The 18,966-nt window shown below is 50.4% G+C and carries 14 protein-coding genes; 7 read left to right on the top strand and 7 right to left on the bottom strand.

The window, feature by feature from the left end; genetic code table 11:
- Window positions 1–463: 463 nt before the first annotated feature.
- Window positions 464–2,512: a M13 family metallopeptidase gene (locus tag DZK30_RS13630; RefSeq protein WP_118974663.1), complete on the bottom strand. Its 2,049-nt coding sequence runs from the start codon at window positions 2,510–2,512 to the stop codon at window positions 464–466.
- A 150-nt stretch (window positions 2,513–2,662) separates the two neighbouring features.
- On the opposite strand from DZK30_RS13630, the gene aroQ reads away from it, so the two are divergent.
- Entirely contained in the window at window positions 2,663–3,085 is a 423-nt protein-coding gene (aroQ, locus tag DZK30_RS13625; protein ID WP_118974713.1) for a type II 3-dehydroquinate dehydratase, read from the top strand.
- Window positions 3,086–3,128: 43 nt separating this feature from the next.
- Here aroQ and rpe read toward each other — a convergent pair whose 3' ends face one another.
- Window positions 3,129–3,779: a ribulose-phosphate 3-epimerase gene (gene rpe, locus DZK30_RS13620; protein ID WP_118974662.1), complete on the bottom strand. Its 651-nt coding sequence runs from the start codon at window positions 3,777–3,779 to the stop codon at window positions 3,129–3,131.
- Window positions 3,780–4,384: 605 nt separating this feature from the next.
- Here rpe and dnaB point away from each other — a divergent pair.
- The 5 genes from dnaB (at window position 4,385) to DZK30_RS13590 (ending at window position 8,986) form a co-directional block, all read left to right on the top strand.
- Window positions 4,385–6,058 carry a replicative DNA helicase gene (gene dnaB, locus DZK30_RS13610; RefSeq protein WP_240432923.1) on the top strand — a complete coding sequence of 558 codons (1,674 nt, stop codon included), beginning with the start codon at window positions 4,385–4,387 and terminating at the stop codon, window positions 6,056–6,058.
- A 112-nt stretch (window positions 6,059–6,170) separates the two neighbouring features.
- Window positions 6,171–6,623 (top strand): D-aminoacyl-tRNA deacylase, encoded by a 453-nt coding sequence (gene dtd, locus DZK30_RS13605; protein ID WP_118974659.1) that lies wholly within the window; start codon window positions 6,171–6,173, stop codon window positions 6,621–6,623.
- A gap of 63 nt (window positions 6,624–6,686) precedes the next feature.
- Window positions 6,687–7,445 (top strand): bifunctional demethylmenaquinone methyltransferase/2-methoxy-6-polyprenyl-1,4-benzoquinol methylase UbiE, encoded by a 759-nt coding sequence (ubiE, locus tag DZK30_RS13600; RefSeq protein WP_118974658.1) that lies wholly within the window; start codon window positions 6,687–6,689, stop codon window positions 7,443–7,445.
- Window positions 7,446–7,491: 46 nt separating this feature from the next.
- Window positions 7,492–8,199 carry a type IX secretion/gliding motility protein PorT/SprT gene (gene porT / locus DZK30_RS13595; RefSeq protein ID WP_118974657.1) on the top strand — a complete coding sequence of 236 codons (708 nt, stop codon included), beginning with the start codon at window positions 7,492–7,494 and terminating at the stop codon, window positions 8,197–8,199.
- 181 nt (window positions 8,200–8,380) lie between these two features.
- The gene (locus DZK30_RS13590) at window positions 8,381–8,986 is read left to right on the top strand and encodes a superoxide dismutase (protein ID WP_118974656.1); all 606 of its coding nucleotides are present in this window, start codon (window positions 8,381–8,383) and stop codon (window positions 8,984–8,986) included.
- Window positions 8,987–9,043: 57 nt separating this feature from the next.
- Here the strand turns inward: DZK30_RS13590 and DZK30_RS13585 are convergent, their stop codons facing one another.
- Together DZK30_RS13585 and DZK30_RS13580 are read right to left on the bottom strand one after the other, a co-directional pair.
- A complete protein-coding gene (locus tag DZK30_RS13585; protein ID WP_118974655.1) occupies window positions 9,044–10,786 on the bottom strand; it encodes an ABC transporter ATP-binding protein in 1,743 nt (580 codons plus the stop codon).
- Between the two features lie 64 nt (window positions 10,787–10,850).
- Entirely contained in the window at window positions 10,851–11,810 is a 960-nt protein-coding gene (locus tag DZK30_RS13580) for a hypothetical protein (RefSeq protein WP_118974654.1), read from the bottom strand.
- Between the two features lie 202 nt (window positions 11,811–12,012).
- On the opposite strand from DZK30_RS13580, the gene DZK30_RS13575 reads away from it, so the two are divergent.
- Window positions 12,013–13,518: an FG-GAP repeat domain-containing protein gene (locus DZK30_RS13575; RefSeq protein WP_162903078.1), complete on the top strand. Its 1,506-nt coding sequence runs from the start codon at window positions 12,013–12,015 to the stop codon at window positions 13,516–13,518.
- A 146-nt stretch (window positions 13,519–13,664) separates the two neighbouring features.
- Here DZK30_RS13575 and DZK30_RS13570 read toward each other — a convergent pair whose 3' ends face one another.
- The 3 genes from DZK30_RS13570 to DZK30_RS13560 all read right to left on the bottom strand — a co-directional run bounded on the left by DZK30_RS13570 (window position 13,665) and on the right by DZK30_RS13560 (window position 18,891).
- Window positions 13,665–15,914, bottom strand: a complete 2,250-nt coding sequence (locus DZK30_RS13570; RefSeq protein ID WP_162903077.1) for a TonB-dependent receptor — start codon at window positions 15,912–15,914, stop codon at window positions 13,665–13,667.
- An 88-nt stretch (window positions 15,915–16,002) separates the two neighbouring features.
- Window positions 16,003–17,355, bottom strand: a complete 1,353-nt coding sequence (locus DZK30_RS13565) for a T9SS type A sorting domain-containing protein (RefSeq protein ID WP_162903076.1) — start codon at window positions 17,353–17,355, stop codon at window positions 16,003–16,005.
- Between the two features lie 255 nt (window positions 17,356–17,610).
- A complete protein-coding gene (locus tag DZK30_RS13560) occupies window positions 17,611–18,891 on the bottom strand; it encodes a prolipoprotein diacylglyceryl transferase (protein ID WP_118974650.1) in 1,281 nt (426 codons plus the stop codon).
- Between the last annotated feature and the right edge of the window lie 75 nt (window positions 18,892–18,966).

Here is an 18,966-nt window from a genome sequence, read left to right as displayed (position 1 = left end):
CGCAAAAGTAGCTGCCCTTTTCCGTTCTGCCAAAAATTTTATTGTCCCTACACGCCACTTTCTTGCCTATAACGCCACCATGGCTATTTGTAGCCCTCATATTTATTTTTAGACGTTAGATCTTAGACGTTAGTATTGGGTAGTGAGTAATGGGTAGTGGGTATTGGGTAGTGCGTAGTGAGTATTGGGTATTGAGTATTGGGTAATAGTGGGCAATTGACAGTGGGCAGTGAGCGGCAAAGAGTTGGCAGTGGATAATTGGCAATTGCATATTCCTTGCTAACTGTTAACTGTCAACTTAACACTCAAGGCCTTGGCTGTAAAACAAAACAGCTGGCATTTGCTCCCAGCAACATATTGCTAACTGCTACCTGCCAACTGTACCTGCTTACCCACAAAAAACCGGCTGCATCTTACGATACAGCCGGCGTCTGTTATTCCAAGACTGGCAGGCGTTGCCCTCCTACCATATTTTAGCGCGTACACTATCGGCACGCCACATCTTATCGCCTTCTTTTACATTAAACGCTTTGTAGAATGGCTCGAAATTGCTCAACGGGCCATTGCCTCTCCATTGTTGCGGTGAGTGCGGATCGGTCTGGATCAACTGACGTACGGTAGCATCTTTTGCTTTGCCACGCCAAACCTGTGCCCAGCTGAGGAAGAAGCGCTGATCAGGTGTAAAGCCGTCGATCTTTTCATCGCCCTGGCCTTGCTTGGTTTTCTTAAACGCTTCGTAAGCAATGGTAATACCACCAAGATCGGCAATATTTTCGCCCAGGGTAAGCGAACCGTCTACGTGCATGCTACCATCCAATACTGTATAAGCATCAAACTGCCGGCGTACGACATCGGTTTTAGCTGCAAACTTCTTGGCATCCTCGGGTGTCCACCAATTGCGCAGATAGCCTTCTGCATCATACTGACATCCCTGATCGTCGAAACCATGGGTCATCTCGTGGCCGATCACGGCACCAATACCGCCATAGTTCACGGCGTCATCCGCATTGAAATCAAAGAAGGGGAACTGTAGAATAGCTGCCGGGAATACGATCTCATTCCAACCTGGGTTGTAATAAGCATTCACCGTATTGGGTGTCATGCCCCATTCAGATTTATCAATAGGCTTGCCCAGCTTGCTGATCTCGTAATTGTAATTGAACGCAGAAGTATTGATGATGTTCTGAATGTAATTATCGGGCACAATTTTTACAGAAGAATAATCTTTCCATTTGTCGGGGTAACCGATCTTCTTTGTAAAGGAATTCAGCTTAGCCAGCGCTTTTTGCTTGGTTACATCGCTCATCCAATCCAACTTGGTAATCCGTTCGCGGAAAGCGCTCTGCAGGTTATCCACCAATTCCTGCATCCGCTTTTTGGCCTCGGGCTTGAAGTTCTTCTCTACATACAACTGGCCCAGCTGGTCGCCAATGGATCCATTGATGATACCCATAACCCTTTTCCAGCGTGGCTTCTGTAGCTTTTGACCTCTTAAGGTCTTACCATAGAATTCAAAGCTTGCATTGTTAAAAGCGCTGCTCAGGAAAGGTGCCATATCGCTGGTCACATGAAAGGTAAGGTATTGCTTCCATACATCAATCGAAGTAGCTTTCAGCTGGCGGGCCAGCTCCTGGTAATATTTGGGATTGCTTACGATCAGGCTGTCTTCGCCTTTAATCTTAAACTGGCCGAACAATGTTTTCCAATCCATGCCGGGCGTTTGTTTACTGAAGGCGTCCAGGCTGAACTTATTGTACAATTTTTGCGGGTCGCGCATTTCCACCGGTTTCAATGAAGCGGCAGCCAGCTTGGTTTCCAACTCGAAGATCGCCTGTGCATTTTTCACAGCATTGGCATTGTCTTCGCCGGTAAGCTCCAGTATTTGGGTGATATAGGCTTTATAGGCCTGCCTGTTCTTTTCAGAAGTACTATCCTTATCAAAATAGTTGTCTCTTGTCGGTAAACCCAGGCCGGTTTGGCCCAGCTGAACGATCTGTTTGGTAATGATCTTATCATCGGGTGCTACATAGCCGGCAATAATAGTCGTGTTACCTTGTGTAAATTGCAGGGCTACTTCATCCAGGAACTGCTGGGGAGTGGTCACCGCGGCAATACGGTCCAGTATGGGCTTAATGGGGGCAATGCCTGCTTTTTCTATGGCTGTGGTATCCATACCGCTTTTGTAGAAGTCGCCGACCATACGGCCCTTGTCGCCAGAAGCGGAGGCCGCATCTTCCATTACCTTGTGCACGTCCTCGTTGGTATGCTCGGCCAGCATATCGAAACTTCCCCAGCGGGTCTGATCTCCGGGGATCTCAGTCTTTTTCAGCCAGGCCCCATTAGCATATTCAAAGAAGTTAGTGGCAGGGCTCACAGTGGTATCCATATTGGCCCTGTCGATGAATTTAAAATCAGCACTCTTCTCCGCCGATTTTCCCCCGCCTTCTCCGCAGGAGGTGATGCCTATGGTACCCAGGGCAGCGCCGGCGAGTAACAGTTTTGCAAATTTCATTTGAATTCGTTTTTTTATGATAAGTGCAAATGTACTCTTTCGGCTCACTTTTCCTATAGCGCAAAAAGGGGGAATTTTAGGGGGATGACCAAGACGCCCATCTGCCGTAACAGGGGTATTTTTCTATACTTTTGTATCAAAGTAACCATCATGCATCTTACGATCGTCAACGGCCCCAATCTTAACCTGCTGGGTACCCGGGAGCCGGAAATATACGGCAGCCGTAGCTTTGCGTCATTCCTGGAAGAGCTTAAAGGCCGCTTTCCCATGGTCAGTTTCGACTATTTCCAAAGCAATAGCGAAGGCGCCCTGATCGACAAGCTGCAGGCCTGCAGCGGCCATACGGAAGGGATCATCTTCAACGGCGCAGGCTATACGCACAGCAGCATTGCCCTTGCCGATACACTGGCCGCTATAAGCGTACCTGTAGTGGAAGTGCATATCTCCAATATTCATGCACGGGAAGACTTCCGCCAGCACAGCTATACCGGCGCCAAGGCACGGGGCGTAATCACCGGACTGGGCCTCGAAGGTTATGCACTCGCAGTACAGTATTTTCTAAACCTGCTTTAAGCGCAACGGCCGGAAATCTCCTCTGGCCGTTGCTTCTAAAATACTATGCTATTGCTTTCAGCTGCTTGATCATAGCTACGGGATCGGCCGCGCTGAAGACGGTATTGCCTGCCACGAGTACGTCGGCGCCAGCCTGCACGATCGTGGCTGCGTTGTCGAGCGTCACGCCGCCGTCGATCTCGATCAGCGCCTTGCTGCCACTTTCGGCAATGAGGCTTCTCAGCTGTGCGATCTTACGGAGCGTATGGGGGATAAATTTTTGTCCGCCGAAACCGGGATTCACACTCATCATACATACCAGGTCGATGTCGGCGATAATGTCTTCCAGCGCGGCTATCGGTGTATGCGGGTTAATGGCTACTCCGGCCTTCATACCTTCTGCATGGATCATCTGCACAGTACGGTGCAGGTGCGGGCTGGCCTCGATATGTACGGAAAGGTAATTGGCGCCGGCCTTTGCAAATTCACTGATGTATTTTTCGGGCTCAACGATCATTAGATGCACGTCCAGCGTTTTGGCTGCCTTCCGGTTTACGGCAGCGATAACGGGCAGGCCAAAGCTTATATTGGGCACAAAGCGGCCGTCCATCACATCCAGGTGAAACCAGTCGGCTTCGCTGCTGTTGATCATTTCGACATCTCTTTCCAGGTTCAGGAAGTCGGCGGAAAGCAGAGAGGGAGCAATTAAAGGCATTACAGTTAAATTTTCAAATGATTCAGCCGGAAAAGGAGCAGCAGTAACCCGCTGTCCGCTTCCCGGATTTGCGGTGCAAAAATACTGATGTTTTCGCAGCCTGGCGATAGAAAAACAAAGCCCATTTTCCAAAAAAATCTTTAGCGGTTTTTTACACACACTCATGTGAACAAGCTGTGAATTAGGCTTAACTTTGCCTCAAAACGGTGGATAAAGCTGTGGATAGTGTAGACTGAAGCGCAGAAATGGTGCATAACCTGTTCATTGACGGATTAAAAAATTATTATCCGAAATGTGTTACCGCTCTGCTTTTTGAACTTACCTTAGCCGTCCTTTAAAAAGTACTTAACCTTTTCTTAATAGTAGAATTTTAAACAATATTAAGAGTATCCGGATGACGAAAACAAGCAGGACACTGGTTGCAGACGCATCGGGAGGAATACGATAAACCCATTGTTGAAACCGAAGCTGTGATGCGTTCAATTTGATTTGTCCGGAGCCAGCATTGCCGGTAGCATACCGGTTTTGCAGCAGGGTCCCGACACGAGAGATTCGAAAAAGAAAAGGTTCTTTGGCTTTGAAGTTTTTGCTTTTAAAAACCCGGAGTGGCACCAACTCCATTCAAAGAAAAGAACGAGATGTCTGTAAACATAAAGAAAGAACTGGGCAGGAGCCGCAAGCCTGACCTGAACAACGTAATGTACGGTAAAATACCGCCGCAGGCCAAAGAGCTTGAGGAAGCCGTACTGGGCGCTATCATGCTGGAAAAGGATAAGCTTTCGGATGTGCTGGAAGTGCTGCCTTCGCCCGATTGCTTCTATGTAGACGCCCACCAGCGCATCTTTGCCGCCATCAAACGACTGCCCGAAAAAGGCCAGGTGGTGGATCTGCTTACCGTAACGGAGGAGCTGCGCAAGACCGATGAGCTGGAGCTGATCGGCGGCGCCTATTTCCTCACCCGCCTTACTATGAGCGTGGTGACCAGCGCTCACGTGATCGCCCACGCCCGCATTGTGATGGAAAAATACATCCAGCGTGAGTTGATCCGTATCTGTGGCGAGATGATCACCAATGCTTACGAAGACAAAACCGACGTCTTTGACCTGATGGATAAGGCCGAGACCGACCTGTTTGAGATCAGCAACAATTTCCTGCGTAAGAACTACTCCAGCATGCAGGACATCCTGGTCGAAACCATAGAGCAGGTAGCCAAAGCCCGTGATGAAAAGGACGATGTTACCGGTGTGCCATCGGGCTATGCCTCGCTCGACGCTATCACCGGCGGCTGGCAACCCAGCGACCTGATCATCCTTGCCGCCCGTCCGGCTGTGGGTAAGACCGCCTTTGCGCTTAACCTGGCCATGAATGCGGCTATGGACCCGCGTAAGCCGCGTGGTGTCGCTATTTTCTCCCTGGAGATGGGCAATACCCAGATCGTAAAGCGTATGCTAAGCTGTGTAACACAGGTACGCCTGGAGAATATAAGCCGGGGCAAGATGGAGGATTACGAATTTACCCAGCTCACGCAGCGTATGGAACCGCTGGCGAAGGCACCTATCTTCATCGACGACCAGGCCGGCCTTAACATCTTTGAGCTGCGGGCCAAGTGCCGCCGCCTGAAGACCAAGAACGACATCGGCATGATCATTATCGATTACCTGCAGCTGATGCAGGGTTCCGATAAAGCCGGTAACCGTGAGCAGGAAATCAGTAAGATATCCCGAGAATTGAAGATGCTGGCTAAGGAGCTGCAGGTCCCGGTGCTGGCGCTTTCCCAGCTGAGCCGTGCCGTGGAAACCCGCGGTGGCGACAAGGGTAAGATACCGCAGCTGAGCGACCTTAGGGAATCGGGTGCGATCGAGCAGGATGCCGATATGGTTATGTTCATTTACCGCCCCGAATACTACGGCATCAGCAACGATGAGAGCACAGGCCAGCCTTTTGACGGGGAGACCCATATCAATATCGCCAAGCACCGTAACGGTCGCCTGGATACTGTAAAGCTGAAGGCGATCCTGGAATACCAACAATTTGTAGAGGCGCCCAAGGACGATTGGATGGGTGGCGGCGGCGGCTTTACCGGTGGCGGCTTCGACGACCCTTCGGCCGGGATACGTAAGCATCCCGATGATTTTGGCAACAGCAAGCTGATCATGAGCCAGAACTTCCAGACGATGCAGTCCAAAGCCAATAATATGGATTTCGAGGACGATGAATTTGCTCCTAAATCCAAACTGAAAGGCCCCAAGCCGCAGGATGGGGATGATGCACCTTTCTAAAACTTCAAATCCCAAATTCACAAATGCCAGATCCCAAATTCCAAAATCACAAAGCCCAGGCTCCGTATTGGAATTCGGGATTGGGCATTTTAAAGATAGCATTTTTAACCCTATGCGTGCAGTTATACAAAGGGTGTCAGAAGCATCGGTAAGCATCGACGGCACAACCAAGAGCAGCGTCGCGCAAGGCTTGCTGGTATTGCTGGGCATAGAGGCTGCCGATACCGAGGCCGACGTGGCCTGGCTGAGCAAAAAGATCGTACAAATGCGCATTTTTGGTGACGAGGCCGGCCTCATGAACCGCTCGGTACAGGATACCGGCGGGGGTATCCTCCTTATCAGCCAGTTTACACTTCATGCCGCTACACAAAAAGGTAACCGTCCCTCCTTTATCAAGGCCGCCCGGCCCGGGCAGGCCATACCCCTTTACGAAAAAATGATACAGCAGCTGGAGGCCGATCTGGGTCGTCCAGTGGCCACCGGTACTTTTGGCGCCGATATGAAGGTAGCGCTGGTCAACGATGGCCCGGTAACCATCGTAATCGACTCCCAAACCGCCCTGTGATGTCACAGCCCGACGCATGGCCAGCGCCGGTTTTGTAATAGATTAAAGCGTACTTTTGCAACGATGACTGCACCTTATTCTCCCGGCGAAACACCGTCCAAGGTAGTTCCCCTGCCTCATTCAGACCTGAGCAAGAAAGAGCAGGTCGCCGGCATGTTTGATCGCATAGCGGGCCGTTACGATTTCCTCAACCATTTTCTATCGATGGGTATCGACAAAGGCTGGCGCAAGAAGGCGATCCGTACGCTGAAGCCTATACAGCCCCGCCGTATACTTGATGTGGCGACGGGCACGGGCGACCTGGCTATTGCTGCACTATCGCTGCAGCCCGAACAGGTAACCGGTGTCGATATTTCGGAAGGCATGATGGAGATCGGCCGTAAAAAGCTGGCAGAAAAAGGGTTATCGGATAAGATCGGTTTGCAGTATGGCGACAGCGAGGCCCTGCCCTTCGGCGACAATACCTTTGATGCCATTACCTGCGCCTATGGCGTTCGTAATTTTGAGCATCTTGAAAAAGGCCTGCAACAAATGAACCGTGTGTTGCGCCCCGGAGGCCGTGTGGCGATCCTGGAATTTTCCCAGCCAAAAAAATTCCCTGTCAAACAATTATACCGCTTTTACTTCCGTTATATATTGCCTGTATTGGGCAAAAGCGTATCGAAGGATGCCACGGCATATACCTATCTGCCCCAATCCGTAGCCGCTTTTCCCGAGGGATCAGCCTTTTGCAGCATTATGGAGCGATCCGGCTTTTCACAGGTTAAAGCAAGGCCGCTAACCTTCGGTATCACTACGCTGTACACTGCTGAAAAGGCTTGATTTTTTTAAAACAGGAGAAACAAACTATTGCTTATCTTCGTCAGGTATGAGCTTAAAAGTGAAAGCATTAAAGGCGGGTTTACTGATTGCAGCACTGCTGGTAAGTACGCTGTCACGGGCGCAGCACCATGTGCCCAATATGCCCGAGCATGATTCCAAACTCTACTACTTCGGGATCACCTTTGGCTTCAATTATTCTGCTTTCCGGATCAATAATACCCAAAGCTTTGCCGAACACGACACTTTCCGCTCGGTACAGCCCAGCTATGGCCCCGGGTTCAACCTGGGTATTATGGGTAACTTGCGCCTGACCAAATTTGTCGATCTGCGATTTATCCCTGCCCTGGTTTTTTCCGATAAAAAGATAACAACGATCGATCAGTCTAATAAGGAAGAGAGCCGTAGCGTCGAGTCCATCTACATGCAGCTGCCCTTACAGTTTAAGTTTAAAAGCGACCGTATCAACAATTTCCGTTTCTATGGCATCATAGGCGGCAAGTTTGACTACGACCTTTCGGCCAACTCGCGCAGCCGGCGCCAGGATGAGTGGCTAAGGGTGAGCGCGATCGATTTCGGCGCTGAAGTCGGTATCGGCTTTGAGTTCTTTTACCCCAATTTCATCTTTGCCCCTGAGATCAAGCTCAGCCAGGGCTTCCTCAATACCAATTATAAAGATTCCCAGATCCCGCTTTCCAACACGATCGATGCCATGCGCACCCGTATGATCGTGATCTCGATCCATCTCGAAGGTTAAGCGCCGCCGGGCTTACTGCCTATATCATTTTACGATATACTTAAATTATTGTTTACGATTTGCAACTGTTTGGTCCAGGTACTACTTTTGTGACCCAGCGCTTGCGGTTAAACTTTTTGAGCGTATTCGCATTATTATCCCGTACAAATCTTTCAATTCCTAAACGTAAATTTATCTGATCATGGCACACACGCTTCCCGCCTTGCCTTATGCGCCCAATGCGCTGGAACCCCATATTGACGCCCAAACCATGGAGATCCACCATGGCAAGCATCATCAGGCTTATGTCGACAACCTGAACAAAGCAATTGAAGGTACCGACGCAGCCAACCTTCCCCTGGAAGAGCTGATAAAGAATATTTCCAAATACCCTGCAGCCGTACGCAACAACGGCGGCGGTCATTATAACCATACGCAATTCTGGACGGTAATGAGTCCCAACGCTGCTGCTGCTCCTGAAGGTAAGCTGGCAGATGCCATCAACGAGGCTTTCGGCGGTCTGGACGCGCTGAAAGAAAAAATGAATGCTGCCGGCGCCACCCGTTTCGGTAGCGGCTGGGCCTGGCTTATTGTTAAGGATGGCAAGCTGGATGTTACCTCAACCCCTAACCAGGATAACCCTCTGATGGATGTAGCCGAAGTGAAAGGTACACCCGTATTTGGTATAGATGTATGGGAGCATGCTTATTACCTGAAGTATCAGAACAAGCGCCCCGACTACCTGAAGGCAATCTGGAGTGTGATCGACTGGGCCGAAGTAGCTAAGCGCTACGAAGCCGCCTTGTAATTATATATCAAAATAATGCCAGAGCCGCCGGTACCTTTTCACCGGCGGCTTTATATTTTAACGGCGCTCCCCTATTTGCTGCCGCCACATCGCATAGTATAATCCTCCGGCAGCAACCAGCGCTTCATGGTTGCCCTGCTCGGCTATCTTTCCCTTTTCCAGCACGATGATCCTGTCGGCATGCATGATGGTCGACAGGCGGTGCGCGATGAGGATAGTGATCTGCTCCCTGCGTCCCGATATTTCCCGCACCGTCTCTGTGATCGCCTCTTCGGTAAGCGAGTCCAGCGCAGAGGTAGCCTCATCAAAGATCAAGAGTCGCGGACGACGCACCAAAGCCCGCGCTATGGATATGCGTTGCTTCTCCCCACCCGAAAGCTTGAGCCCTCCTTCACTCAATACGGTATAGATACCACGCTCGCTGCGCGCCAGCAAGGCATCACAGGAAGCCTTGTGCAGCGCCTCCTTTATCTCATCGTCGGTAGCATTGGGCTTTACATAAAGGAGGTTATCCTTGATCGTGCCCGCAAAGAGCTGCACATCCTGGGTCACGAAACCGATTTGCCGCCGCATGTCGTTGTAGCGTATCTTTTCGGCGGGAATATCGTTGAAAGATATGATGCCGTCCACCGGCCGGTACAAGCCCACCAGCAATTTGATCAGCGTCGATTTGCCGGAGCCGGAAGGACCTACAAAGGCTATCGTGTCGCCTACCCCGGCGCTGAACGATATCCCGTCGATCGCATTGTCGGCAGCCGTAGCATGACGGAACACCACTTCGTCGAAACGCAGGTGGGACAAAGGGCCTAGCTGCGCCGGCTCCTCTGGACGGCGCTCTACCGGCTTTTGCATCAGCTGATCGAAGGTGTAAATGGATGCCTCTGCTTCTTTATAAGATACCAGGATATTGCCAATGTCCTGTAACGGCGCAAATATAGCCGTGGAGATAAACTGCATGGCAATGAGCTCGCCCGGTGTAAGCACATGCCGGAAAATAAGCCAGAGCAAGGTGAACAGCACCGATTGCCGCAATACATTAAGCGTAGTGCCCTGCCAAAAAGAAAGGAAGCGTACCTGGCGTACTTTCTTCATCTCCAGGTCGAAGATCTGCTGGGTATGTTCGCGCATACGCCGCACCTCGGGATAAGTGAGCCCAAGGCTCCTTACCAGCTCGATGTTGCGCAGCGACTCGGTAATGAGCCCCGAGAAGCGCGTCGTTTCCCTGTTGATGCTGCGCTGCACCGTTTTGATCCTGCGGCTCAGCATACCGGTAAAGCCGCCGAGGACGACAAAACCGACTAGGAATACGGGGATCAGCAGCCAGTGTTTGGTAATGGCGTACCAGACCAGGAATCCGAAGCCGACCAGTGAGGAGAAGAGGATATTGGTAAAGGCGCTGACAAATTTCTCCGTATCGTTGCGCACTTTTTGTAATATGGCCAGGGTCTCGCCGCTACGCTGGTCTTCAAATTCGCGAAAAGACAAGCGCAGGGTTTGCTTCAGCCCATCGTTGAATATCTGCATGCCAAACCTTTGCACCGCTAGCCGCATGATGTATTCCTGGAAGCTGCGCGCCAGGCGGGCCAGGAGCGCCACACCCAAAGCGACGAACAACCAGAATAAGACACCGCGTACCAATTGGTCTTCGGGAAGCTTTGAGGGATTGGCAGCGTATCCGTCAATAAGCTTACCGAAAATAAGCGGATCGATCATGGTAAGCAGTTGTGCTGCGCCGGCCAGCAGCAAGGCCAGCAGGATCAGGCGGCCATGCGGCTTCAGGTATTTCCACAGTATTTTCATAGGCAATCTGTTCTCCCGGAAACAAATGTCCCCGCCGGTTGTTCGGCGGGGACGGTTCCGTTTCTTAAGGCATCAGGGCCTTTTTCATGCGGTCAAAAAATTCGGGCTGCGGTACCTGCTTGCCTATAACCCACATAGCGAAGTGCTCGGCCGCAATTTCCTCTGGATGCAGGATATAAGGTGTATTGCCACTGACCTGCTCCATCAACCCGGGTACCTGGTCGATCTGGTACAATACACCGGCGCCGTCTTTCATCACCGGCTTCTTGGTCTTATCGGTGCCCGCCACTTCCAGCAGTCCCACATTCATATAGTCGCCGAGATTATATTCTTCTTTATAATCCCGCTGGCTATACAATTGAAGTACCAGGTCTTTCGGTTGCCCATCCACATTCACCCTGATATAATGTTCGATAAAAGGACAATCGGGATTGGTGATGACCTTATGGTTCATGGCCTCCGCGGTGTTGATGCGATTGCATTTCTTAAAGCCGAAGACCGCGTAGACTTTGTCTCTTTTCAGCTCGTTGAAGCGGGAGTATACATGGAACAGCTCATGCGCCACCAGGTGGACATCGATCAACTGCTGCGCGCTGGTATGGAGGATAATGCGGTTACCCCTTGTATAGCCTTCCGCCTCGAATTCTTCCTTGCCATCGGTCTTGATCAACTGTATGGTAGCCGGCAGCTTCAACTTTATTTTGTTTGTCTTTAAAAAGGTTTCGACCTCACCGAACGCCTGCTTCAACTGCTGCTGCTCCATTTCCGGCCAGTTACGGACCTGTGACGCCGCACGGGCGAGGTAGTCCTTTTCCGTCGCACCGGCCTTGCCCAGGCGTATCTGCAGATCGAAGGGCTGCAGGGATTGAGTATAGGCATCAGATTTGCTGTTGACCGCAGCGGCTCCTGCACTGTCGAGCAACTCAATGGTGCTGCCGGCAAAAGCGAACTTCAATTGCACACCGGCATCGGCCTGCAGAGTACCCAGAGCAAGAAGAAGCGTATATCCTAGTTTTTTCAACATAAGTGTTCGGGATAATTTTTTAGAATAGTCAGCAAGTTATTTAAAAAATGGCAACCGGCATAGGGCCGGAGTTAACTAAACGCCACGGCTGGCGATACAACACTTATACACCCGGGATCGACCATTAAACAATCAGGTTCAGACGTTGTACAAAGCCGGCAGGGATCGAAAGGATGTACGGCTAGATTGCGTAAAAAAAGAAATGAAAACCAAACTCCTACTTGCCGGTACTTTGCTACCATTATCTCTTTTCGCGCAAACGCTGTGCAATATCGACCCCGCTAAAATAGGTGATGGACTTACCGTTTCCGGTTCTTTCAGCTCAAGTAACAAGCTAACCAATTCTTTAGCCTTTTTCCAGGAGGTAGAGATTCCACCATTTTTCGATAAGGAGGCGAGAATCATCAATTATGAGAATAGCTATGACTACGGCCCTGCTCATTTCCCCGATACCCTGAAAGTCGTTTGGAAGAGTAGCCCAAACTTCTACAATCTTGATAAGATAAGAAACCGGGTCGTATCCGGCGACTTCGATCATGATGGCAGCAAGGATGACATTGCGGCTTTATACGACAATGGTAATGGTACTACTTCTATTCACTTATGGTTTTGCAATGATGCCACGGGGGCTATGAGTTTTCACAATGTCTGGACTGCCGCGGGGTATACTGCTGGTATGACCACCGGGAAAGTTGTTTCCGGTGACTTTGACAATGACGGTTATCAGGACGATATTGCTGTTTTTTATGACTACGGCGGCGGCAATACCGGTATCCATGTATGGAAGATTGACGGAACTGCCGCGCCTACCGTGAGTTCCTGGTGGTCGTCGTCCAGCTTTACTGCGGGCCAGATCAATTACCGTGTTGTATCGGGAGACTTTGACCGGGATAATTATATCGATGATATCGCGGCCATGTACGATCATGGCGGCGGCTCGGTCAGCATTTTTGTTTTCCAGGGAAATGGCAGCTCCTTTAGTGGCAGTACCTGGTGGCAGAATACCAGCGGTTATACGCCGGCACAGATCGATAAACGTATGGTGGCAGGCAACTTTGATGAATCTAAGAAGAACGGCCGCAAACATAAGAATGATGATATCGCGGCCTTTTATGATTATGGCGGTGGCGTAACCAAGATACATTTCTTTAAGTCGAACGGCAGTTCCTTTTCGTTGCACGAGGCCTGGAATGGTCCCTCGTTTACGGCGTCCAATATCACAGGAAGGGTGGCCGCAATGGAAGTGCAACATCCTCCGATCGCAACGAACAACGACAATTCCGATAGATGCAGTTCTATAGGCGGACTGTATAACTATGGGACAACCACCGACAAAATGTGCCTATGGACTGCAGATCAGCTTAACAACAACACTTATATCAATTCTTCATACAATTTCTTTTGCGATCAGCAGAAAGGACCACGCCCGGATGAAGGCAATGCTACTGGTATTGCAGCAGAAAATACCAATACCTTTTCACTTTTCCCAAATCCTGGAAGAGAGACATTTTGTATACGGATGGGAAAAGGCAATCAAAGAACCATCGTTAAATTATTGGGAATAGATGGAAGGGAATATTACCCGGAACAAACTACAATAGGCAACCTGATCACTATCAATACCCGCGAGCTGGTAAAAGGAATATATTTTGTCCAGGTTTATCAAGATGATATGATGACCGGGACATATAAATGGGTGAGGGAATAACTTTTGCCAAGGGCCGATGATTCCTTGCGGCGCCATCACAGCGACCGGCATCAGAAAAGTGCTGTATTCTTATAGTAAACAAAAGCGCCGCCCTTGTCCGGGGTGGCGCTTTTGCCCATATATTTAATCTGCAATTTCATTTCAGATTACTTCCCTATCTGCACCCGCAAGGAAGCAAAAAAGCTGCGGCCGGTAGTGAGCATAAGTCCGTCGGCGCTGGAGCCATGTCCACCGGCTGAACCAGCCACACCGGCTCCCGAAATAGTGGAGACATTGGCCAGGTTCCGTACACCGGCTGTAAGCTGGATCCGTTCTTTATAGAATGACTTTTCTACCGAAGCATCGATGTTGTGGTAGGCTTGCAGCCTTCCGGAGAACAGGGAACCGCCTTCGATGCTGCCAATCACAGGCTGTGATCCGGTGTATTTGTAGAAGACGGCGATACCTGCACCCCATCGGGGTATATCGTAACGTACATTGCCGGTCACCTCGAAATAATGGAAGTTGGGTACCGTATCCACGCCCGTAATGGTCTCCAGGCTCTTGGTATAGCTACCGCCCAGGTTAAGCCGCAGGTTTTGCCAGCGCAGCTCGTTGTTCCATTGTAACACAATGATGCGGGTATGCCCGATATTGGAATAAGTAAAGCGGTTGTTGAGGTTAAGCGAATCGGGCAATCCACGCAAAGCGATCTGGTCTTTCACGTCATCATAGAACCCCGTAAACGAGGTAACCAGGCTGCGGGTTCCCTTCTCGAAGAGGGTATAGCCTGCTGAGGCCTGGAAATGGTTGCTGTATTCGGCCTTGAGGTCCGGGTTACCGTCTATGTTATGATTGCTATCGTGGAAATCGAGATAGAGCTCCTTCAATGTGGGCGCCCGGAATCCCCTGCTGTAAGAGCCTCTGAAATGTAGTGTCTTCGTAGGCTTATACAGGAAGCTCAGCGAGGGCGACATCGGCGCATTGTAGAGGGTATTGTGCGTAAACCGGATAGCCGGTTGCAAGGTAAGCGCGGGCAGCGCCTTGATATCGGTGGTGAGAAACAATGCATAATCGGCCATCGACTTATTGCCGCCATTGATCTTTTCTACCCCTTTGGCAAATTCGGCGTTGATGTCGTAGCCAAAAGTATAATTGAAAATACCGGCCTTGTTGTTGTATGTGGTACGCGAGGTAATATTGTTGAAGGTATTGGTCGTCTGATCTCCCGGAATGTCGCTCAGCCGGCGGTTGAGGTTGCTCAGATCGGTCAGGTAAGTCGTACGCTTGCGGTAGTACAGGGCGTAGCTGTTGTTGCTTTCCCAGTAGCCGTTGGCGCCGGTTTTCCATTTCAGCTGTGCCCGGTTGATGAAGCGGGTGGTGCGAAAGTACATATCGGTCGCCGTCTTGTTGAGCTCCGAAAGAGGATCGGGCACTTTATCTTTGATCACCAGGTTCTCGGTGGTCAGATCGGCGCCATAGGTGAGCACCGTATTTTCGCTGAAGCGGTGGATGTATTTGAGATTGCCGATATATTGCTCCTTAGGCTTCCATGCCGGATTCCTGGGCAGATCTCCTTTTGAAGGGTCCCAGCCCTCAAAAAAATTACGGCTGAAATTAAGGGAAAGATTATCGTTACCCCAGTTACGTGCTATATCGGCTCCAAAATTGTACCGGCCTATTGATTCGTAAAAGGCATTGGCCCCTGCATTCCAGCTATGCTTATTGGTCTTGGTGGTAATGTTGATCACGCCGCCTATCGCATCGGAACCATACATTACGCTCATAGGCCCTTGTACGATCTCGATCTTTTCCACATTGGCCATATTAAACTGCCCCAGGTCTACATTGCTGGCCTCCCTCCCATTGACGGGCAGACCGTCGATCATGATCTTGACATTGGCGCCGCTCAAGGCACGCATATTCATTTGCCCGCCAAGTATCCCATCCTGGGAAATATTGATGCCCGCCTGATTACGCAAGGCTTCCTGAAGCGTAACGGCACCCTGAGCACGCAGATCGGCGGCAGTGATGATCTTATATACTGATACGGCTTCGTCGAGTCGTGTCGGTCGCCCTACACCGGTTACTACCACCTCATTGAGTCCCGTGTACTTCTGGTCGAGGGTAATATTTAACGTACCCGCGGGCGCATCGCTCAGGGTCTTTACAAAAGGCATATAGCCCATATTGCTGATCTCGATCTGCGCCGGATAAGCGGGGACATTGATCTTCACCTCGCCATACACATCGCTCAGACTGGTCGCGCTTGCTTTATCCGTGCCGCTTTTCAGCAGCTTTACGGCTACGCCGGGCAGTGCTTCCCCCGACGCATCGACCAGCTTTATCGTTACCTCCTGCGCCCGTGCAGTAACGGTCAAAAGCAGCAGGAACAGGGGCAATATCATTTTGTACATAAAACTAAAGTGGTTGTTTATTGGAACAAACATGCTTCGGCACTATAGTACCGAAGCATGTTCCGTTATAGACAGTATAAGCAATAGCTTATTTAATCACCATCTTCTGCGTTGTATTGAAACCGGCTCCGGAAATATTGACCATATACACACCCGCACGATAGCTGCTCACATCGAGCCTCATTTGCTGCAGACCGGCTTTGATGCTGCGGGTAGTATTCATTACCACACGGCCACCCAGGTCCACTATCGTGATGCGGGCATCTTTAATATCCTGCTTCACATCGATCAGCAGATTGGTAGCGCCGCCTACTGTGGGATTCGGAACGAGCATTACATTCTGAACGAAAGGATTCAGTTCTGTTACGCTTACCGGTGCAGTATAGTCATAGATCTTGCGCTTCTGCAGGCCGATCTTTACATTCACATTGGTAGTTGCCGTGGGGAAGTAATCGAAATACACCTGCCAGATATCGCCGCTGTCTACGCCTTTTTTGATGCGGATAAAATAGCTCAGGTTGGGGTGTACTTCCCATTGGTTGGAACCGTTAAGCGCTTTGTATTTACCACCAATCACGTTGCGGGTATCGAGGTAGGTAGCTGCGGTAGCCATAGCCTGCGTAGCGTTGTTGGGCGGCAGGTTGCTTTGCGTGGCCAGCTCTACATTGACATTGCTCACGATACCGGTAGTAGACAGGAGCAGGCCGGGCATGTAGCCGGTATCCACATATTTAGTGGCCAGCAGATGCCAGTCGCTGATCACTGGCTCACGATCGATAAACTGATGCGTGGCTGCGTTATAGTAAGCAAACAGTTTGTTGTTGTAAGTAGGCGCCGGAGCGAAAGTGTGGGTAATGGTATCGGTACCATCGATGCGGCCAACGTGGAAAATCCATTTCAGCGCATTCCTGTCGGCACTGATCTGGTATTGCTCAAGCCATATCTGGAAAGCACCGGCACTGTTGACCAACAAGTATACTTTGTTGCCGTTGATGAAGTGGGTGTTCACATCATATTCGCCCCAACCGAAGTTAGTAGGGCCGCTGGGGTTCTGGTTGAAAGCTGCATCTTCCCAATAGGCAGGCTGGTTTTTCAGTTCCATGCTACCGGCAGTCTTACCTACGGTATCGGCAACCAGGTTCTGGCCCCATTTCGTAGCGGCATCCAGTCCCAGGTCATACAGCTTACCGTTAATGCCATTACCGGCATGGTTCACCATTACGGTCGGCACGGGCGCGCCAAACTGGGTGATACCATCAGTTTGGAAGGCAATATGCCAGTTGTTATTAGCAACGGAAGCAACCTGGCCGGTATTCAGGTTATAGTAAGCGTCTTTCAGATAGCTTGTATCGGTTTTCATAGTATCCGCGATCCAGCTCTGTGCCTGAGATGCTGTCGCCAGCGCAAGCGCTCCCACAGCCAATGTGTATTTTAATTTCATAGTACTTTTTTTATCGCGGCAAAAGTACATCCGCAATTCCTGACATCTTGTAGCTACATATATTTATGACAAAAAAATGACAGTATTCCCGCTATCAACTCATTGATAATGCGGTAAAAAGTGAGGGATACCGTCTTGGTATCCCACGTTTCTAAAACCTCATTTTTGTCCTTACTGACCGGCTGCCTATAGGCAACGTTAAATCATTCTGCCCTCTCTTACAGTTACTGATAACCACTTGATATTTTTAGCCGGTCACACAGCGGCTGCCGTCGTACGGGGCCGGTAAAAGAAGAAAAGCAACATACCGGCAATGACCAGGCAGGCTGAAATGATCTCGGCCTGGGTCGGATGCAGAAAGCCCCAATCGTACTTGTAGTTGACCCGCACCAACTCGATAAGGAAACGTTCAATACCGTTCAGTATAAGATAGATGCCAAACAACTGCAGCGGGCGGTTGAACCGCTTCCGTATAGCCCAGAGGAACAGGAACAGCAGGATACAGGCCACCGCTTCGTACATAGAGGTAGGGAACACTCCCGCTGGCAATACGTGGCTGTATTCTCCCTTATAGCCCGGTACAGGAATGCCATCGTTGTTTACATTGTGTTTGAAATTCTGCGCAAACAGCCAATCGGGAAGCCATCCCGGAGCCGGTGCAAATTTGTTGGGGATCACCTGGTTCAGGTTTCTGTCGATAAACTGATCGGGATGCTGCTTCACCAGGGTCTCATAGTCCTGCAAGGTGCCTTTTGCCAGTGAAGCGTCGGCCTGGGTCACATAGGCGCTGTTAAAGATGCCCCAGTCGCCATCGCCGGAAAACTGGCAGCCCAGGCGCCCTACTCCGTAGGCCAGCATCAATGCCGGTGCAGCAGCATCGCAGAGATGGGCAAAAGAAAATTTCTTTTTGCGGGCATACAGGTACAGAACAACCGTTGCCGTGATCAGACCACCGTAAAAGGTAAGGCCCGAAGGAGACAACAAATTGCCTACGGGATCGTGGATAAAATTGTCCCAGGTTTCAAAGGCATTGAACAGCTTGGCGCCAGCAAAACCGGCAACAGCAGCGATGAAAAGAATGTCGGCTACACGGCTATGCGGGTATATCGCCACTTTGGTCTGCTTGCGGCCTGCGGCCTGCTGCTTCTTTTTGCTGCTGTAGCGCGAATAAACAAATACCGCCGCCAGCAGGATACCTCCTAGCAGGTTGCCCCGGGCAGAGAACAGAAAATCGACGGGATTCTTTGATGCCTCCGAAGCGTTCAGGAATAAGCCCAGCACTTTGAAGCCGACCAGGAAGCCCAGCACAGCCATCCACACCAGCTCGCCCGTGGTAGCGGGCTTACCGCTTTCTTCGGTTACGATCTCGGGTACAAAAAGCCCTTGCTCCTTTTTCCGCTTCAGCTCACGGGTCACCACCAGGGCCGCGCCCAGGAAGCTGAGCGCAACAAAAAAGCCGAAGGTCTTGACCAGGCTCAGGCCGGGAATATCGATCCCGAATAATGATTGAAAAAGATAATGAAAATCGGGATACATTGTGGTTCGGTATACAGATTGGGAAAGGAAAAATGGGTAAAGTAATATACCGGAGCAGCCTTATCTGCCACTCCC

Origin of the sequence: Taibaiella koreensis, from assembly GCF_003545715.1 — a bacterium.
GTDB lineage: Bacteria > Bacteroidota > Bacteroidia > Chitinophagales > Chitinophagaceae > Taibaiella > Taibaiella koreensis.
This window is presented reverse-complemented; position numbering and strand designations above follow the sequence as displayed.

What these genes read in the sequence shown, in the direction of transcription:
- DZK30_RS13630 (WP_118974663.1), bottom strand. Translation starts at nt 2,512, where the DNA reads ATGAAATTTGCAAAACTGTTACTCGCCGGCGCTGCCCTGGGTACCATA.
- aroQ (WP_118974713.1), top strand. Translation starts at nt 2,663, where the DNA reads ATGCATCTTACGATCGTCAACGGCCCCAATCTTAACCTGCTGGGTACC.
- rpe (WP_118974662.1), bottom strand. Translation starts at nt 3,779, where the DNA reads ATGCCTTTAATTGCTCCCTCTCTGCTTTCCGCCGACTTCCTGAACCTG.
- dtd (WP_118974659.1), top strand. Translation starts at nt 6,171, where the DNA reads ATGCGTGCAGTTATACAAAGGGTGTCAGAAGCATCGGTAAGCATCGAC.
- ubiE (WP_118974658.1), top strand. Translation starts at nt 6,687, where the DNA reads ATGACTGCACCTTATTCTCCCGGCGAAACACCGTCCAAGGTAGTTCCC.
- porT (WP_118974657.1), top strand. Translation starts at nt 7,492, where the DNA reads ATGAGCTTAAAAGTGAAAGCATTAAAGGCGGGTTTACTGATTGCAGCA.
- DZK30_RS13590 (WP_118974656.1), top strand. Translation starts at nt 8,381, where the DNA reads ATGGCACACACGCTTCCCGCCTTGCCTTATGCGCCCAATGCGCTGGAA.
- DZK30_RS13585 (WP_118974655.1), bottom strand. Translation starts at nt 10,786, where the DNA reads ATGAAAATACTGTGGAAATACCTGAAGCCGCATGGCCGCCTGATCCTG.
- DZK30_RS13580 (WP_118974654.1), bottom strand. Translation starts at nt 11,810, where the DNA reads ATGTTGAAAAAACTAGGATATACGCTTCTTCTTGCTCTGGGTACTCTG.
- DZK30_RS13575 (WP_162903078.1), top strand. Translation starts at nt 12,013, where the DNA reads ATGAAAACCAAACTCCTACTTGCCGGTACTTTGCTACCATTATCTCTT.
- DZK30_RS13570 (WP_162903077.1), bottom strand. Translation starts at nt 15,914, where the DNA reads ATGTACAAAATGATATTGCCCCTGTTCCTGCTGCTTTTGACCGTTACT.
- DZK30_RS13565 (WP_162903076.1), bottom strand. Translation starts at nt 17,355, where the DNA reads ATGAAATTAAAATACACATTGGCTGTGGGAGCGCTTGCGCTGGCGACA.
- DZK30_RS13560 (WP_118974650.1), bottom strand. Translation starts at nt 18,891, where the DNA reads ATGTATCCCGATTTTCATTATCTTTTTCAATCATTATTCGGGATCGAT.